The sequence below is a fragment of the Undibacterium sp. CY21W genome (genome assembly GCF_014284265.1).
In the GTDB taxonomy this organism is placed as follows: domain Bacteria; phylum Pseudomonadota; class Gammaproteobacteria; order Burkholderiales; family Burkholderiaceae_D; genus Undibacterium; species Undibacterium aquatile.
In genome coordinates, this window is sequence record NZ_JACOGE010000001.1 from 322,654 (window position 1) to 337,846 (window position 15,193).

The window sequence follows — 15,193 nt, forward strand, 5'->3', positions numbered from 1 at the left end:
GCCATCAGCATACAACGGATTGTCCGGCAATTGGATGACCTGCGAGTGACGAAATGCAACCGAGTGTGAGCGTTACCTCATTAAAAGTAACAGGTCAGATGACGTCGTCACTCTCGTCGGGCAGACTTTCCAGTGGCGAGCTGTCGGCCTGATCCTGATCAAAATAGCCGGTGAGCAGTCCGCCGTCAGCATTGCTGAGATTGGCCGTTGAGGAGTTATCTGCCATTGCCTGATGCGAATTGCCGTTCATCAGATGGCTGATGCCCTGAAACAAAAAGGCGCCGGCAGCCACACTGGCGGCCGTTGCGGCGACGGTTCCCAGCATGCTGCCACCCGTATTACCGAAAAAACTGCTTGCAGGCGCTGTGGCAACGGCGCTTGGCTGGCTGACTGGCACGGCTGCCATCGCCGGATAGGCCGCTAAAGGTGCGCCAGTGACTGAGGTGCTGGTATTGGAGGGAATATTTAGCGGGCGACTGCTGGCACTGTTGCCCCAGTTACTTGCGGCAGGATCGAGAAATTGTGTGGGTGTCGTCGGATTTTGTGTCGCATTGAGTGCTTGTTGCTCACGCAAATCTGCCTGCAGGCTGGCAATCTGACTATTTGCATTTGCCAGCGCCTGTTCCAGTAATAAGGCCCGTTGTACTAATAAGTAGCTTGCATCCGGCTGCTTGCTGATTGCCTCGCTGATCAGACTGGCGGCTTGCGGGTCTTTGGCGACGCCTTGTACCTGAACCAACTGGGCGAGAAAATTTTGCAAAACCTGCATTTCTTGTGGCGACATCGTTTTCTCCTGAAATAAGCGATATGGGCACTATCTGGTCATGGCCTCGGCTTTTTCAATGCATGTTTATAGTCAATGCTCGCGTAACGCACGCCGGTACTGTATTGCTTCCGCGACATGGGCCGAACTGATGTGATCTGCACCAGCCAGATCGGCGATGGTACGCGCTACTTTCAATACGCGATGATAGGCGCGGGCTGACCAGTTAAATTTACTCATGGCATTTTTCAGCAACTGATCTGCACTGCTGTCCGGGCGGCAGTAAGTATCGATTTCTGTCGTGGTGAGTAAATTGTTGACCTTGCCCTGACGTCGTTGCTGGCGCTCAAATGCGGCTTCGACACGTTGCGCCACCACCGGGCTGGATTCTCCTGCCGCTTGTTTCAACAGATCCTCGTGCGGTAATGCCGCGACCTGAATCTGCAAATCGATGCGGTCCAGCAAAGGGCCGGAAATTTTATCCTGATAACGAACGATACTGTCTGGCGTGCAACGGCATTTGCCATTACTGTGGCCGAAGTAGCCGCAGGGACAGGGATTCATTGCTGCGATCAGCTGAAAACGGGCCGGAAAATCCGCTTGCCGGGCAGCGCGGGAAATAGTAATGTGCCCAGATTCCAGCGGTTCACGCAATACTTCCAGAACGCGCCGATCGAACTCGGGAAGTTCATCGAGAAATAACACTCCCTGATGAGCCAGTGAAATTTCGCCGGGACGAGGCGTGCCACCGCCGCCAACCAGTGCAACGGCAGAGGCTGTATGGTGAGGTGCTCGAAAAGGGCGCGATTTCCATTTATCGATAGAGAAACCCGAAGTCAGGGATTGTACTGCTGCTGATTCCAGCGCTTCCTGATCCGTCATTGACGGCAGTATTCCGGGGAAGCGGGCAGCCAGCATAGATTTCCCCGTTCCGGGCGGCCCTACCATGAGCACAGAATGATTTCCTGCAGCGGCAACTTCAAGCGCACGTTTTGCCTGTAACTGACCTTTGACTTCGGAAAAATCAGGATAGGTGCGACGTTGAATTGCAGCCTGCGGGCGATGCCGTTGCAGCTTACTTTCTTCGTCAATGGCGGCGAAGTGAGCACAAACCTGAAGCAATGAATCTGCCGGATAAATGGCTGCTTCCGTCACCAAAGCCGCCTCATCGGCATTAGCTCTGGGTAAAATAAATGCGGGTTTTGTATGTCCGTCAGCCGTGCTTTTGCAGATCGCGAAGGTCATCGCCAGTGCGCCACGGATGGGCCGTAATTCACCCGACAGTGATAACTCGCCAGCGAATTCGTATTGTGCGAGCGCATCTGCGGGTATCTGTCCGGATGCGGCCAGGATGCCAAGGGCGATAGGCAAATCGAAACGGCCGGATTCTTTTGGCAAATCTGCCGGCGCCAGATTGACAGTGATTCTTTTTGCCGGAAATTCAAAGCGGGCATTTTGTAATGCTGCCCTGACGCGGTCCTTGGACTCTTTTACTTCTGTTTCCGGGAGACCAACGATAGTAAAAGCAGGCAAACCGTTGGCCAGATGGACTTCCACCGTCACTTGCGGAGCGTCCATCCCATTGAGTGCGCGACTTTTAAGAACCGCCAGCGACATATCCGGAACGCCCTGTTATTCCGTTATCTGCGCTTCTAAAGCCGCGACACGTGCTTCCAGTACTTCGAGCTTACTACGCGTCTTGGCTAGTACTTGTGCCTGTATATCAAATTCTTCCCGGGTTACCAGATCCAGTTTAGAGAAACCCTGAGTCATGATGGCTTTGACGTTTTTTTCTATGTCTTTGGCAGGGGAGTTTTCCAGCGCTTGACTGATTTTTGCCTGTACATCACTGAAGAAATTTTGCTTATCCATCATATCCCTGCCTGTATTTGTAAGTGAGTTTGCGATTGCACATTACTAGTGCGAAAAAAGTGCAGCCATAAAACACATTGCGCATCCCGCGTCAAAACGGTGCGAGATGGAGCGCCAGTATTTTATTTACCACTTCGCTATTAAACAGAAATCATAGCGTAAAGCCGTGGATGTGCCCACCAGCGTATTCATTTGATTGTATTCCTATACCTGATTGTTATACCTCTATGACTGCACTACAGGCGGGCTGTACGTGAAAAAGTACAGTTGGCACGACTTCTGCTAATAGTGAAGCGTTCGTAACTTTTCGAAGTTCATTTCCTGCAAGGCCACGAACGATCTTCTGGCTTTGCGTACCGGTGGTTGATGAAGTGAGTTCAGTCCAGTTTCTTATACAAATCGATGTTTACTATATATAAACAAGGGGAAGCATAATGAAAAAATCAGTACTCGCCGCTGCAGTGACCGCAACATTGTTAAGCAGTTTCGCTTACGCAGATGAGCCAAAACCAGACAATGAATTGAGTTTTAACGTTGGTGTTGCCAGTGAATATCGTTATCGTGGTATCGCGCAGACGCGTCTGGATCCTGCGTTACAAGGCGGCGCTGACTACACTCACAATCCTAGCGGTTTTTACGCCGGTACATGGTTATCGACCATTAAATGGGTAAAAGATGCCGGTGGCAGCGGTGATGTTGAGTGGGACATTTACGCCGGTAAGAAAGGCGAAATCACTAAAGATGTCAGCTACGACGCCGGTGTCCTGACCTACGTTTATCTCTCTAACGGTCTGGATAAGGTTCCGGGCTTTGTTGATGCGAACACGACTGAAATCTATGGACAGATCGGCACTGGCCCTGTGTACGCGAAGTATTCTCACTCCGTTACAAATCTGTTCGGCTTTGTGAATAGCAAAAACAGCGGCTATCTTGATCTGGGGGCAAACATTGAGTTACCGGATGCCTATACCCTGAACTTGCATGTCGGTCGCCAGATGATTAAAAATAATTCGGCGTCTTCGTATAACGACTGGAAAGTGGGCGTCACGAAAGAATTCTTTGGTGTGAATTTCAGTCTGGCCGCAGTCGGTACTAATGCTGACAAAAAACTGTATGTCACCCCAGCAGGCAAATTTACCGGTAAGACTACCCTGTTGTTGACCGCTGTAAAAACTTTCTGAAATGAGAGAACAACATGAAACTGATTACTGCCATTATTAAACCGTTTAAGCTCGACGAAGTTCGCGAAGCTTTATCAGAAATGGGTGTGCAAGGAATTACTGTGACTGAGGTGAAAGGTTTCGGTCGTCAGAAAGGGCATACCGAGTTGTATCGCGGTGCCGAGTATGTCGTCGATTTTCTACCAAAAACAAAAATTGAAGCAGCCGTGGACGATGCGATTGTGGATCGTGCAATTGAAGCGATTGAAAGCGCTGCACGCACCGGAAAAATCGGTGACGGCAAGATTTTCGTCTATGACTTGCAACAGGTTGTGCGTATTCGTACCGGTGAAACCGGCAACGACGCACTCTGATCCGCACACTAGGGAGTTCATATGAAAAAAGTACTGAAGAGCATGCTGGTTGCGGGAGCATTTCTCGCTTCCATAGGAATGACAGCGGGTGCGTGGGCTGACGATGCACCAGCCAAAGCGGATGCCATTGCCGCATCTGCGGTCGCCACCAGTGCCTCGGCACCAGCAGTGAAGGAGGCTGTGGCTGCTTCGGTGACGGCACCGACGGTAGCACCAGCCGCGGCGGTCGCTTCTGCAACAGATGCCGCACCAGTGGTTGCAGCACCTGTGCCAAATAAAGGCGACACCGCATGGATGCTGGTTGCTACCTTGCTGGTGATTCTGATGACCTTGCCAGGTCTGGCATTGTTCTACGGTGGTCTGGTTCGTTCTAAAAACATGTTATCGATTTTGGTGCAGGTTTTCATGATCTTTGCCGTGATCATCGTTTTATGGTGCATCTATGGTTATTCGCTGACCTTTACCGAAGGCGGTAAGTTTATCGGCTCGTTCGACCGTCTGTTCCTGAAAGGTATCTGGGATCCTGCTAAGGCGACATTCTCCACTGCCGCAACATTCAGCAAAGGTGTGGTGATCCCTGAGTTTGTGTATGTCGCGTTCCAGGCAACTTTTGCAGCTATCACTTGTGCGCTGATCATTGGTGCATTTGCTGAACGTGCAAAATTCACTGCGGTATTATTGTTCGTGGTGTTGTGGTTCACCTTCAGTTATCTGCCTGTCGCCCACATGGTCTGGTTCTGGACTGGCCCTGATGCGATTAAAGATGCAGCAACGCTGGCAACTGAAACTGCTAAAGCAGGCTTCCTGTTCCAGAAAGGCGCGCTTGATTTTGCTGGCGGCACAGTGGTTCACATTAATGCCGCAGTAGCAGGTCTGGTCGGTGCTTTCCTGATCGGCAAACGTGTTGGTTACGGTAAGGAATCGATGGCGCCGCATTCTCTGACGATGACCATGATCGGTGCGTCTTTGTTGTGGGTGGGCTGGTTTGGTTTTAATGCTGGTTCAGCATTGGAAGCTGGCGATATCGCAGCGCTGGCATTCATCAATACCTTACTGGCAACCGCAGCAGCGACAGTATCCTGGGTCTTTGGTGAATGGATGTCTAAAGGTAAGCCATCCATGCTGGGCGGTGCATCTGGTGCAGTTGCGGGTCTGGTTGCTATTACACCAGCATGTGGTTTCGTCGGACCGATGGGTGCATTAATTATTGGTTTGCTGGCAGGTATTGTCTGCTTGTGGGGCGTGAATGGCCTGAAACGTCTGATCGGTGCGGATGATTCTCTGGATGTCTTCGGTGTACACGGCGTTGGCGGTATTCTCGGTGCTCTGCTGACTGGCGTCTTTGCTTCGCCATCCTTAGGCGGTCAGGGTATTTTTGATTACGTCGCTAACAAAATGTCTGCTGATCCTTACTCCATTATCGATCAGGTAACGACACAGGCAACAGCGGTCGGCGTCACAATTCTGTGGTCGGCTGTGGTTTCCGTGATCGCGTACAAATTGGTTGATCTGGTAGTTGGTTTGCGTGTCCCTGAAGATGAAGAACGTGAAGGTCTCGATATCACCAGCCATGGTGAGTCTGCCTACCACTCTTAATGCAGGAATGAAATTGTCGTAGTAAAGCTAGTATCCTCAGTGCATGAAACAGAGCGCATGCGACTGATTTACAAGCGGTTTGGCCACACAGCCAGACCGCTTTTTTTTGCTTGCAAGAGACAGTGAATGACGGATTGGAAGCGAAAAAAAACACCGGCAAATGTGCCGGTGTTTTTGATTCGAATGAAGTCTGTATTTTATTTTGCTTCAGCAGGACGAACGTAAGTCCACAGGCGGGCAAGGTCAGCGGCGCCATCTGTACCCTGAATGGATTTGAATACTTCCAAGGCTTTGTCACGATTGCCTGATTGCAGGTAAGCCATACCGAGGTGAAGTTTAGCTTCCTCCATCGATTTCAGACCACCCTTGGCAATTCCTTGTTCCATCAGTGCAATGCCTTTTTCTGCCTGCGCATTGATGACGTAGTTGTAACCAATATTCACTAAGCCTGTGCCTGTTTTGGCATTTTTAGCAGAAGTCTCACCAGCATCCAGCGTTTTAATATCTTCTGCCGCTTGCTTGTACACGCGATCACGCAATTGCTTATGTTTAGCCGCTTCTTTTCCTGTGCCCAGCAAGCCAGAGGCGTAGCCTGCGTCTATCGTCGTTTTTGCTTCTGCCGGCAAACCGGCGAGCAAGGCCAACTCGGCCATTTCTACATATTGTCCGGCATCATCGATATTTTTTGTGACCAACAGCAGGCGGTATAAGTCCAGACGCAGACGGTCAGAAAAACCTGGTTTGTGTTCAGTGCGGTAAATCAGATCACCCCAGTATTCTCTGGTCGGATAATGCTGAACCACGCGCTCTAATACCGCAGCGTAACCAGCGTTGTCTTTCAGTTGCTGATAGCTGCTGGCCAGCAAACGCAGATTTTCTTCTGAAGGAATGCGTTTCGCACTTTCATCTTCGGCCAGCATGATGTTCAGTTGCTTGATGGCGCTGTTGAAATCATTTTTCAGGTAGTAGCCGCGGGCAACCATATTTTTGACCTGAGCATTGCTGTTATCTTTTTCCAGATAACGTTTTGCCCACAGGATGGCCTGATCATATTTTTTCTCGTTGTAATACGTACCGGCAAGCCCTTCGATCAGACGCAGTTTTTCAGCATCTTTCAAAAATTCTGAACTGACCATGCCTTCAAATGCGGTTGCCAGCTGATCGGTATTGTTGGTACCGGAAGCAATGACTGCGTTCAGGCGATGCAGAGCAAAGGTTTCATAGGCAGTTTTGTTCTCAAAGGCATTGAGTTCATTCACTTTATCCTGTGCTTCTTTATATTGTTTTTTTTCCAGCAGCTCCTGGACTTCAGTTAATGGCTTCACCATTTCTTTACGAACAACAGACTTTTTGGCCAGTTCCGCAGCTTTGTCGGCTGCTTCATCTGCATGCGCTACGCCAGCGGTGACTGGGGTAATGCCTGTGCCGAGTGCTGCAAACATCATCGCAGCGAACAGAAAAGAGATTTTTTTCATGAAATATCCGGTAAAAAATGAACATGACCGCATGGACACGGTTATTACTTAGCATCACATTCAGCCATTCATTTTGTCTGGCTGTGGATGGGGCGAACAGCGAATTATAACTGAGCCCGTGACAGCGTTCACCACTTGCAGCCGGTATCGACAACAGTGCTGACTGCGAGTGGGATGACCGCCAGCAAACCTATACCTGAATAGGCTTTCAGACAGTCTTTGCGCTCGGCTTTTTTGGTGCCATCGGCCAGTTTTTGTTCAAAGCCCTCGTCACGCCGATGACTTTGCTGGATTTTTTCTATGGTTCCGGGCTGGCGCTGTTTATCGATCGCCAATGCCGATCGCTTTAAATCGTCCAGATTCAGGCGCGGCTCTTCTGCGCTGGTGACGGCTGGCGTGATGATGCTAGCATTACTCTCCGCGACAGGATTCAGCGTGATCGCGTTGGCCTTTTCGGGCTTGTTATTGAGCGGTGTGGGATTGCTGCGTTTCGGGGCTGTCGGCAGATTTTTTTTTGGCGGCGCTGAACTTACTTCGGGAATGCGCGGCGTTTGTATATCAATCAATTGCAGATAGCGCATTTCGTTTGCTTCGGTGCGCACTCTTATCCAGTGCTGATTCTGCCAGCCGAGCCACAAGCAGCCATGTACCAATAACATTAGCACCAACGCCACTGTGCGGCGGGTGAAGCTCAGGGGTTTGTGCAGCTGAAATTGCATGGCATTTCCTGTTGCATTGAACATGGCACTCAGACCAACGGTTTTTAATAAAAGTTCAACAGCCTCATATACTGGGAGGGAGTATCTATAAAATTATCCCTGAAGTCTAATTAAAATAAGGGGAATTCACCGTTCATTGGCGATACTCCCCCATTTTTAAGATGCCCGGTGTTGCACCAGTATCCAGGGTTTGACCACTACCGTCCATAATTCCAGTTCATTTTCCAGCCAGACTTTGGCCTGCTCATCGCTGACTTTATACAAGCGACCTGTACTCAGTAATGACTGAATTTCGGCTGCATTATCGTTGGCCATGTGCAGTGCAATTTCGACCAGATCGAGATCCGGTGCAATGGCAAGCACATTACCGGAGGCAAAATGTTTGAGCAGTTCGCTCCAGGGAAAAAGCGCTGTTTCCTGATTGATTTTCGTGCGCAGATGGTCGGTAGTAGAAGACATAAGAATGGAGAACGGTAAAAATTATTGAGAAATGCGGTTCAGAAATGCGATTCAAAAGTACGGTTCAGCTCGTCGGTCATGATACCTAAAGCATCGTCGTTCGCCTGATCATATCAGGAGGAGATTTGAACCTGGCCTTTCAGCATTTCGGTCAGCTCATCGATAAACGAGGTAATCTGTTTTTCCTTCATGCTGAGCTGCATCTGGGTGGATTCGGTGTAGCTGACTGCTATCACTTGCGCCTGATATTTTTCAATCAAGCGCCTGACCTGAGATTCATCTGCAAATGCAATGCTGAACATGATATCCGCCATCGTTTCGACGGCGATCAACTGGGCAGTTTTAAACGCATCGGAAATGGCCTGCCCATAGGCGCGCGTCAATCCGCCGGCACCTAATTTGGTGCCGCCCCAGTAACGGACAACCACCGCAAGAACATTGGTCACATCTTTGTGTACCAATACGTTGTACATCGGTTTGGCGGCGGTACCGGATGGTTCGCCGTCGTCATCCAGACCTGAGTCGCCTGTACAAACCAGCGCCCAGCAGACATGCACGGCACCTGGATGCTGCGCGCGGATATCCGCCAGACGGGCGCGCGCCTCAGCACGGGTGTGCAGCGGATACAACTGGCCCAGAAAGCGGCTTTTTTTTATTTCTATCTCCGCGAAAGCGGGTGCTGCCAGTTGGTACATGAAATTAACGAAGAAACTGAAGACGGAAACTATCCGCAGAAAACGACAGCAGCTTTTGTCAGTGCTTACTATGCGTAGAAGCCCAGCAAAGATCAGCTGTTTTCGCTTATTGAATCACAAAATTAACAAAGAAAATATCCGTTACGCCATCGTGTTCTTTGACGTCGAGTACACGATTAATTCTTTCTTTTATTTCATCGATCAGCTCATTTTTACCTTCGGCGGTCTGAATCTGTGTCGATTCTTTTCCACTGAGTAACATGATCAACGAATGACGCACGACCGGCATCATTACTTTAACTTTGTCAGCGATTTCAGGTTTCGCTAATTGCAGAGTAATGCCGATTTGCAGATAACGGTCAAAGCTCGACAGATTGACGATGATAGGTTCCAGCGCGGTGGTTGGGGCGCCGGCAGATGCACTGGCTTCCTTGCCGCCGGAATTGGCTATTGCATGGCCGGATAACAGCGTGAAAAAACAAAAAATGCTGGTGAAAATCGCTTTTGATAAAGAAATGGAGCGTCTGTTATTGGCCATAATGAAATTCCGGAAATCTTGTTTTTATAAGAGGACAGCAATGCGGTGTCTGCTGTCCTCTGGTGCTGTTACACCGTCAGTGGTTTGTAGCGAATACGCTTAGGTTTGGCACCTTCTTCACCCAGACGTTTTTTCTTGTCGGCTTCATATTCCTGGTAGTTGCCATCGAAGAACGTGACTTGCGAGTTACCTTCAAATGCCAGGATGTGTGTCGCGATACGATCAAGGAACCAGCGATCATGCGAGATCACCATCACGCTGCCAGCGAATTCCAGCAAAGCGTCTTCCAGTGCACGCAGGGTTTCCACGTCCAGATCATTCGATGGTTCATCCAGCAACAAGACATTGCCGCCTTGCAGCAGGGTTTTCGCCAGATGCAGACGACCACGCTCACCACCGGACAGATTGCCAACGATCTTTTGCTGATCACCACCTTTGAAGTTGAAGCGACCCAAATATGCCCGCGACGGCATTTCAAAACGGCCTACGGTCAGGATATCGGCACCATTGGCGACATCCTCGAACACAGTCTTAGTATTGCCGAGGTCTTCACGCGACTGATCGACCAGCGAGATTTTGGCAGTCTGACCGAGCACCACTTCGCCGCTGTCTGGTTGTTCCAGCCCTTTGATCATTTTAAACAGCGTCGATTTACCGGCGCCGTTAGGGCCGATGATACCGACGATTGCGCCAGGTGGAATTCTGAAGCTCAGATTGTCGATCAGCAGACGGTCACCGAAAGCTTTCGATACATTCTTGAACTCGATGACTTCATTACCCAGACGCTCAGCGACAGGGATAAATATCTCCTGAGTTTCATTGCGTTTCTGGTATTCGTGCTCGCTCATCTCATTGAAACGGGCCAGACGTGCCTTACTCTTGGCCTGACGTGCTTTCGGATTCTGACGTGACCATTCCAGCTCTTTCTGCAGTGCTTTCTGGCGTGCTGATTCGGTCGCTTCTTCTTGTTTCAGACGAGCCTGTTTCTGATCCAGCCAGGAAGAGTAATTGCCTTTCCATGGAATGCCGGCACCGCGATCCAGCTCCAATATCCATTCTGCAGCGTTATCAAGGAAGTAGCGGTCATGCGTAATCGCCACCACGGTGCCGGGGAAGCGCAACAGGAATTGCTCCAGCCAGTCAACAGATTCTGCATCCAGATGGTTGGTTGGTTCATCAAGTAGCAACATGTCGGGTTTTGACAACAGTAAACGACATAAAGCAACGCGGCGTTTTTCACCACCTGACAGCACGCCGATTTTGGCATCCCACGGCGGCAGGCGCAGTGCATCCGCGGCCATTTCCAGTTGCAGCTCAACGTTATCGCCTGCAGACGCCGAGATGATGGCCTCCAGGCGCGCCTGTTCTTCAGCCAAAGCATCGAAATCGGCATTTTCTTCAGCGTAAGCTGCATACACTTCTTCCAGCTTTGCTTTTGCTTCAAATACCTCGCCGAGTGCAGATTCGACCGCCTCACGTACGGTTTGCTCAGGATCGAGCTGTGGTTCCTGCGGCAAATAACCGATGTTCAGGTTTGGCATCGGTACGGCTTCGCCCTGAATGTCTTTATCAATCCCCGCCATGATTTTCAGCAGCGAGGATTTACCTGAACCATTCAGACCAAGCACGCCAATTTTGGCGCCAGGAAAGAAGGAAAGTGAAATATCTTTCAGGATTTGACGTTTCGGCGGAACGATTTTTCCGACACGATTCATGGTGTAAACGTAATTAGCCATTATTTCTTTGTTGTTAAATGTAGACAATGCCCGCAAGGATACCTCATGCGCGCCGAGACAAACGTATTTTGCCAAATTTCACATAAATTTGTGCCTCGCATCAAATTTGATTTAGCGCAAATTGCAAGGCGTATCGCAGAACTACACTTCATCCATCAACTTAGACAACCGAGGAAAACAAAATGAAAAAGATCGTTATCGCTCTCTCTTTAGCTGCAATGGGTTTAACAGCAACGCAAGCTATGGCTCAACAAAGCCCATGGCAAGTACGTGCCCGCGCAGTGAACATCAGCCCAGATAATAAATCTGATGCTATCGCCGGTTTGGCGGCTGCAGATGCTATCCACGTCAGCAACAAAACTATTGCTGAAGTTGATATCACTTACTTCCTTACACCAAACTGGTCTGCAGAGCTGATCCTGACTTACCCACAAAAGCATGATGTGACATTGAATGGTACTAATATCGGTACATTCAAACATCTGCCACCAACACTGACAGCGCAATACCACTTCGCTCCAGACGCACAAGTTAGCCCATACCTCGGCGCTGGCGTGAACTACACACGTATCTCCGATGTTAACCTGTTAAAAGGTGCTGCTGATCTGGACAACAACAGCTTTGGTTTCGCGATTCAAGCTGGCGTGGATTTCAAACTGGATAAAAACTGGTCTCTGAATCTGGATGTGAAAAAAGTACAGATTCGCAGCGATGTGACTTTGGGCGGTGCGAAAATCAGTGCTGTTAAGGTTGATCCATGGTTGGTAGGCGTAGGTGTAGGCTATCGCTTCTAAGCAACAGCAAGTTCATCTTGTTAAAAAAAGCCGGTCTGATGACCGGCTTTTTTATTTGCTGACGTTTTGTTCGTAGTGTCCGGGGTTTCAGACATGCTTTGCTGGTTCACGGACAAGCTGCTCATGCGCAGACCAGAAGTGGTGCTGACAGATCTATCGATATCTATGCATGGATTTCGCAGCAATTGTGTTGCCCGCATATGTGGAAAATCAACCCGGCCTATAATCAGCTCGCTTGATCAACTTTGATTTTATGTGACTTTTGTCAGCCATTAACGGAGAACCCCACCATGACGATTTCTATGTATGCAGCATCAGTGCCCGTATTCACCCAAATGCTGGACAGTCTCAGCGAAGTTTTAAAGAAAGCCGAAGAGCACGCGGCAGAAAAAAATATCGCGCCGGAAATTTTATTGCAGGCGCGTTTATTTCCTGACATGTTCGCGCTGATACGTCAGGTGCAGATTGCTGCTGATTTTGCGAAAGGCGTTGCGGGTCGTCTGGCAGAGAGCGAATTGCCTGCGTATGAAGACAATGAGCAGACTTTCGCCGATTTGCAGACACGGATCGCGAAAACTAAAGCATTTATCAGTTCTTTAGATGCGGCAAAATTTGCCGGTAGCGAAGAGCGTGAAATTATTTTGCGTCCTGGTACGCCTAAAGAAAAAAAACTGAACGGCCAAACTTATTTGCTGCAATACGGTTTGCCCCAGTTCTTTTTTCACGTCACAACGACTTATGCGATTTTGCGTCATAACGGTGTCGTACTAGGTAAAAAAGACTTCATGGGCGCTTATTAATTAAGCAGTCAGTTGAATTTCAACAACACGCAGGTCTGATGACGAGGTTAAGCGCAGACCGGTGTTGTTTTTTTCCAAAGCTGAAAGTTCATGACGCCCATACGCATTGGTGGATGGCAAACATGTTGCCAACATTCTTTATGCAGTCTGGCAGAACCATGCTACGCATTTTGGATAACAATTTTTGCGTATTTCGTGGCGATGCCAGTCTTAAAATTTCCGCAGTCAGTTTTACAAATAGCTGATCTTCTGCGTTGTGCCAACTGCAAGAATAAATTTCTCTACACTGATTTTTGATAACAGAGTAAGCGCTCTATCGACACGCATGCAGTTCATAGTATGCTGCACGAATACGGTATTTTTTAATTGCGTCTTTGGAATATAGCCGTGGCGTAGACGAGTGAATGAGATCAGATCGCTCCGCCGTACATCGCTTTTCCCTACTTTTGTTGTTTAGCCTGAATCTGATATGAGTCATTCGTCTCTGCGCCGCCAACTTGTGATTCCGATTACCTTATTGGTGATCGGTGTTTCGGCTGCGATCGGCTGGGTATCCATGAAGGCAGGTACAGACGCGGTGCATACGCTCACGCAACGTATGCTGGTTGATATGGTCAATCGCATCAACCTCTCTACTGAAAGGCATATAGAGGGTGCATTGATAGCACTGGAATCGGTGGCCCCCAGCGCGGACCGTATGCCGAAAGAACATGTATTTCCCACGGACATGCATACCTTGGAAGACAAGTTCTGGGCCGCCAGCGGCTTGTTTATGGACGTGAATAATTACGTCTATTTTGGTGGCAAAGACGGGCGTTTTGTCGGTGTATATCGTATCTCCAAGCGGGATGTCCAGTTATTCTGGCGTGAACCGGAAGCCAGCCGCCGGGACGTCTATCATGTGACGGGTATCGGTGACCGTTCGGAACTGATACGCAGCGATGAATTTGATCCCCGCAAAAGACCCTGGTATCAGACGGCGATGCGTTCTGAAAAACCAGTGTGGTCCAAGATTTACAACAATTTTTCGTTTAATTTCCCGACAATAACGCTGGCGAAGGCTGTATTCCAGAAAAATCATGAGTTTGCAGGCGTGTTGGCGACTGATATGACTCTGATGGAGCTATCGAATTTTTTACGAAAGCTGGAAATCAGCAAAAACAGCGTTGCCTACATTGTTGACGCAGATGGTTATATCGTTGCGACTTCGGGCGAGGAGGTGCCACAGCGTACCGTCAATGGCGTACCCGAACGCATGCGTGCGGTCGATATGAAAACGGCATTGATCAGAGACACTTTCTCGAATATTGGCAAGTCAAAAACGGTAGAGCCCGAGGTATTGGCTATGGACCTCAGCGGTGGTGCAGTGGATGTCGCAATATCTCCACTCGGCGTCAGACAAGGATTGAACTGGCAGACGATTGTTGCAGTACCACGTGCCGATTTCATGCGCGAAATAAATAAAGGGTTTATGCAAAGTGTTGTGATTGCTATCGCATGTATTATTTTTGCGCTGACGATAGGGCTAACAATTGTTGAACGAGTGGTTCGCGATATACGAAAACTCACTGCAGCGGCAGAAAAATTCGGTAATGGCGAACCTATGCCTAAGCTACATATCCGTCGTCAGGATGAGATAGGCATACTGACGCAGACCTTTGTTGACATGGAAAAAAAGCTGCGATTTGACAAACTGACGCAAGTCGCCAATCGCGAATCATTGTTTGCAAAAATCACTTACCTGCAAAAAAATTCGAAAGAAAACCCGGACGAGGAAAACGGCTTTACTTTACTGTTCGTTGATCTGGATCGTTTTAAACAGGTTAACGATAGCCATGGTCATGATGCTGGCGATCAGGTGCTGATGATTACCGCTGCCCGACTTTTGTCCGCGATCCGCGATACCGATGATGTTGCCCGTTATGGCGGTGATGAATTTGTATTGCTGTTGAGAGACACCAAAAATTCTATTGATATTCATAACATGGTGGAGAAAATTTCTTCTCTGGTTGAAGAGCCTATCGCGTTGGATAATGCGGTCGTTGAAATTGGCGCATCAATAGGCTGGGCCTGTTTTCCCGAGGATGGTGATGAGTATGTACAACTGATCAAGATTGCCGATAGCCGTATGTATAATTCCAAGCGCGACCGCAAGTCAGGTCAGTTGATTCATATCGTCTGATGCTGTGACCAAGTCAGCAGCCATGGCTGC

15 protein-coding genes are annotated in these 15,193 nt (G+C 49.1%); 6 read left to right on the forward strand and 9 right to left on the reverse strand.

The window, feature by feature from the left end; all coding sequences use genetic code 11:
- Nucleotides 1–94 precede the first annotated feature (94 nt).
- From H8K29_RS01400 to H8K29_RS01410, 3 genes are all read right to left on the reverse strand, one after another.
- Nucleotides 95–784, reverse strand: a complete 690-nt coding sequence (locus tag H8K29_RS01400; RefSeq protein WP_186896106.1) for a DUF2076 domain-containing protein — start codon at nucleotides 782–784, stop codon at nucleotides 95–97.
- Nucleotides 785–856: 72 nt separating this feature from the next.
- A complete protein-coding gene (locus H8K29_RS01405; RefSeq protein ID WP_186896107.1) occupies nucleotides 857–2,380 on the reverse strand; it encodes a YifB family Mg chelatase-like AAA ATPase in 1,524 nt (507 codons plus the stop codon).
- Between the two features lie 15 nt (nucleotides 2,381–2,395).
- Entirely contained in the window at nucleotides 2,396–2,635 is a 240-nt protein-coding gene (locus H8K29_RS01410; RefSeq protein WP_186896573.1) for an accessory factor UbiK family protein, read from the reverse strand.
- 434 nt (nucleotides 2,636–3,069) lie between these two features.
- Here H8K29_RS01410 and H8K29_RS01415 point away from each other — a divergent pair, with 434 nt between their 5' ends.
- From H8K29_RS01415 to H8K29_RS01425, 3 genes are read left to right on the forward strand one after another with little or no spacing between them, the layout of a single operon-like run.
- Nucleotides 3,070–3,816 carry a TorF family putative porin gene (locus tag H8K29_RS01415; protein ID WP_186883932.1) on the forward strand — a complete coding sequence of 249 codons (747 nt, stop codon included), beginning with the start codon at nucleotides 3,070–3,072 and terminating at the stop codon, nucleotides 3,814–3,816.
- Nucleotides 3,817–3,830: 14 nt separating this feature from the next.
- A complete protein-coding gene (locus H8K29_RS01420) occupies nucleotides 3,831–4,169 on the forward strand; it encodes a P-II family nitrogen regulator (protein WP_186883931.1) in 339 nt (112 codons plus the stop codon).
- A 21-nt stretch (nucleotides 4,170–4,190) separates the two neighbouring features.
- Nucleotides 4,191–5,765, forward strand: coding sequence for an ammonium transporter (locus H8K29_RS01425; protein WP_186896108.1), 1,575 nt, complete (start codon nucleotides 4,191–4,193; stop codon nucleotides 5,763–5,765).
- A 197-nt stretch (nucleotides 5,766–5,962) separates the two neighbouring features.
- On the opposite strand, the gene H8K29_RS01430 is transcribed toward H8K29_RS01425, so the two are convergent.
- The 6 genes from H8K29_RS01430 to ettA all read right to left on the reverse strand — a co-directional run bounded on the left by H8K29_RS01430 (nucleotide 5,963) and on the right by ettA (nucleotide 11,387).
- Nucleotides 5,963–7,240, reverse strand: a complete 1,278-nt coding sequence (locus tag H8K29_RS01430) for a lipopolysaccharide assembly protein LapB (RefSeq protein WP_186896109.1) — start codon at nucleotides 7,238–7,240, stop codon at nucleotides 5,963–5,965.
- Nucleotides 7,241–7,368: 128 nt separating this feature from the next.
- Nucleotides 7,369–7,959, reverse strand: a complete 591-nt coding sequence (locus H8K29_RS01435; protein WP_186896110.1) for a hypothetical protein — start codon at nucleotides 7,957–7,959, stop codon at nucleotides 7,369–7,371.
- A 156-nt stretch (nucleotides 7,960–8,115) separates the two neighbouring features.
- On the reverse strand, nucleotides 8,116–8,418 hold the full coding sequence (locus H8K29_RS01440; protein WP_186896111.1) for a DUF2288 domain-containing protein: 303 nt from the start codon (nucleotides 8,416–8,418) through the stop codon (nucleotides 8,116–8,118).
- Between the two features lie 113 nt (nucleotides 8,419–8,531).
- Nucleotides 8,532–9,113 carry a YigZ family protein gene (locus H8K29_RS01445; protein WP_186883926.1) on the reverse strand — a complete coding sequence of 194 codons (582 nt, stop codon included), beginning with the start codon at nucleotides 9,111–9,113 and terminating at the stop codon, nucleotides 8,532–8,534.
- A 106-nt stretch (nucleotides 9,114–9,219) separates the two neighbouring features.
- Nucleotides 9,220–9,651, reverse strand: a complete 432-nt coding sequence (gene fliL, locus H8K29_RS01450) for a flagellar basal body-associated protein FliL (protein WP_186896112.1) — start codon at nucleotides 9,649–9,651, stop codon at nucleotides 9,220–9,222.
- 68 nt (nucleotides 9,652–9,719) lie between these two features.
- A complete protein-coding gene (gene ettA / locus H8K29_RS01455) occupies nucleotides 9,720–11,387 on the reverse strand; it encodes an energy-dependent translational throttle protein EttA (RefSeq protein ID WP_186883924.1) in 1,668 nt (555 codons plus the stop codon).
- A gap of 182 nt (nucleotides 11,388–11,569) precedes the next feature.
- Here ettA and H8K29_RS01460 point away from each other — a divergent pair, with 182 nt between their 5' ends.
- The 3 genes from H8K29_RS01460 to H8K29_RS01470 all read left to right on the forward strand — a co-directional run bounded on the left by H8K29_RS01460 (nucleotide 11,570) and on the right by H8K29_RS01470 (nucleotide 15,163).
- On the forward strand, nucleotides 11,570–12,181 hold the full coding sequence (locus tag H8K29_RS01460) for an OmpW family protein (protein ID WP_186896113.1): 612 nt from the start codon (nucleotides 11,570–11,572) through the stop codon (nucleotides 12,179–12,181).
- Nucleotides 12,182–12,471: 290 nt separating this feature from the next.
- A complete protein-coding gene (locus tag H8K29_RS01465) occupies nucleotides 12,472–12,981 on the forward strand; it encodes a DUF1993 family protein (protein WP_186896114.1) in 510 nt (169 codons plus the stop codon).
- 469 nt (nucleotides 12,982–13,450) lie between these two features.
- Nucleotides 13,451–15,163, forward strand: a complete 1,713-nt coding sequence (locus H8K29_RS01470; RefSeq protein ID WP_186896115.1) for a sensor domain-containing diguanylate cyclase — start codon at nucleotides 13,451–13,453, stop codon at nucleotides 15,161–15,163.
- Nucleotides 15,164–15,193: the final 30 nt, after the last annotated feature.

Excerpts from the sequence above, each read along its gene's own strand:
- H8K29_RS01445 (WP_186883926.1), bottom strand. The coding sequence starts at position 9,113 with ATGTACCAACTGGCAGCACCCGCTTTCGCGGAGATAGAAATAAAAAAA.
- ettA (WP_186883924.1), bottom strand. The coding sequence starts at position 11,387 with ATGGCTAATTACGTTTACACCATGAATCGTGTCGGAAAAATCGTTCCG.
- H8K29_RS01425 (WP_186896108.1), top strand. The coding sequence starts at position 4,191 with ATGAAAAAAGTACTGAAGAGCATGCTGGTTGCGGGAGCATTTCTCGCT.
- H8K29_RS01410 (WP_186896573.1), bottom strand. The coding sequence starts at position 2,635 with ATGGATAAGCAAAATTTCTTCAGTGATGTACAGGCAAAAATCAGTCAA.
- H8K29_RS01415 (WP_186883932.1), top strand. The coding sequence starts at position 3,070 with ATGAAAAAATCAGTACTCGCCGCTGCAGTGACCGCAACATTGTTAAGC.
- H8K29_RS01440 (WP_186896111.1), bottom strand. The coding sequence starts at position 8,418 with ATGTCTTCTACTACCGACCATCTGCGCACGAAAATCAATCAGGAAACA.
- fliL (WP_186896112.1), bottom strand. The coding sequence starts at position 9,651 with ATGGCCAATAACAGACGCTCCATTTCTTTATCAAAAGCGATTTTCACC.
- H8K29_RS01435 (WP_186896110.1), bottom strand. The coding sequence starts at position 7,959 with ATGCAATTTCAGCTGCACAAACCCCTGAGCTTCACCCGCCGCACAGTG.
- H8K29_RS01400 (WP_186896106.1), bottom strand. The coding sequence starts at position 784 with ATGTCGCCACAAGAAATGCAGGTTTTGCAAAATTTTCTCGCCCAGTTG.
- H8K29_RS01405 (WP_186896107.1), bottom strand. The coding sequence starts at position 2,380 with ATGTCGCTGGCGGTTCTTAAAAGTCGCGCACTCAATGGGATGGACGCT.
- H8K29_RS01465 (WP_186896114.1), top strand. The coding sequence starts at position 12,472 with ATGACGATTTCTATGTATGCAGCATCAGTGCCCGTATTCACCCAAATG.
- H8K29_RS01430 (WP_186896109.1), bottom strand. The coding sequence starts at position 7,240 with ATGAAAAAAATCTCTTTTCTGTTCGCTGCGATGATGTTTGCAGCACTC.
- H8K29_RS01470 (WP_186896115.1), top strand. The coding sequence starts at position 13,451 with ATGAGTCATTCGTCTCTGCGCCGCCAACTTGTGATTCCGATTACCTTA.
- H8K29_RS01420 (WP_186883931.1), top strand. The coding sequence starts at position 3,831 with ATGAAACTGATTACTGCCATTATTAAACCGTTTAAGCTCGACGAAGTT.
- H8K29_RS01460 (WP_186896113.1), top strand. The coding sequence starts at position 11,570 with ATGAAAAAGATCGTTATCGCTCTCTCTTTAGCTGCAATGGGTTTAACA.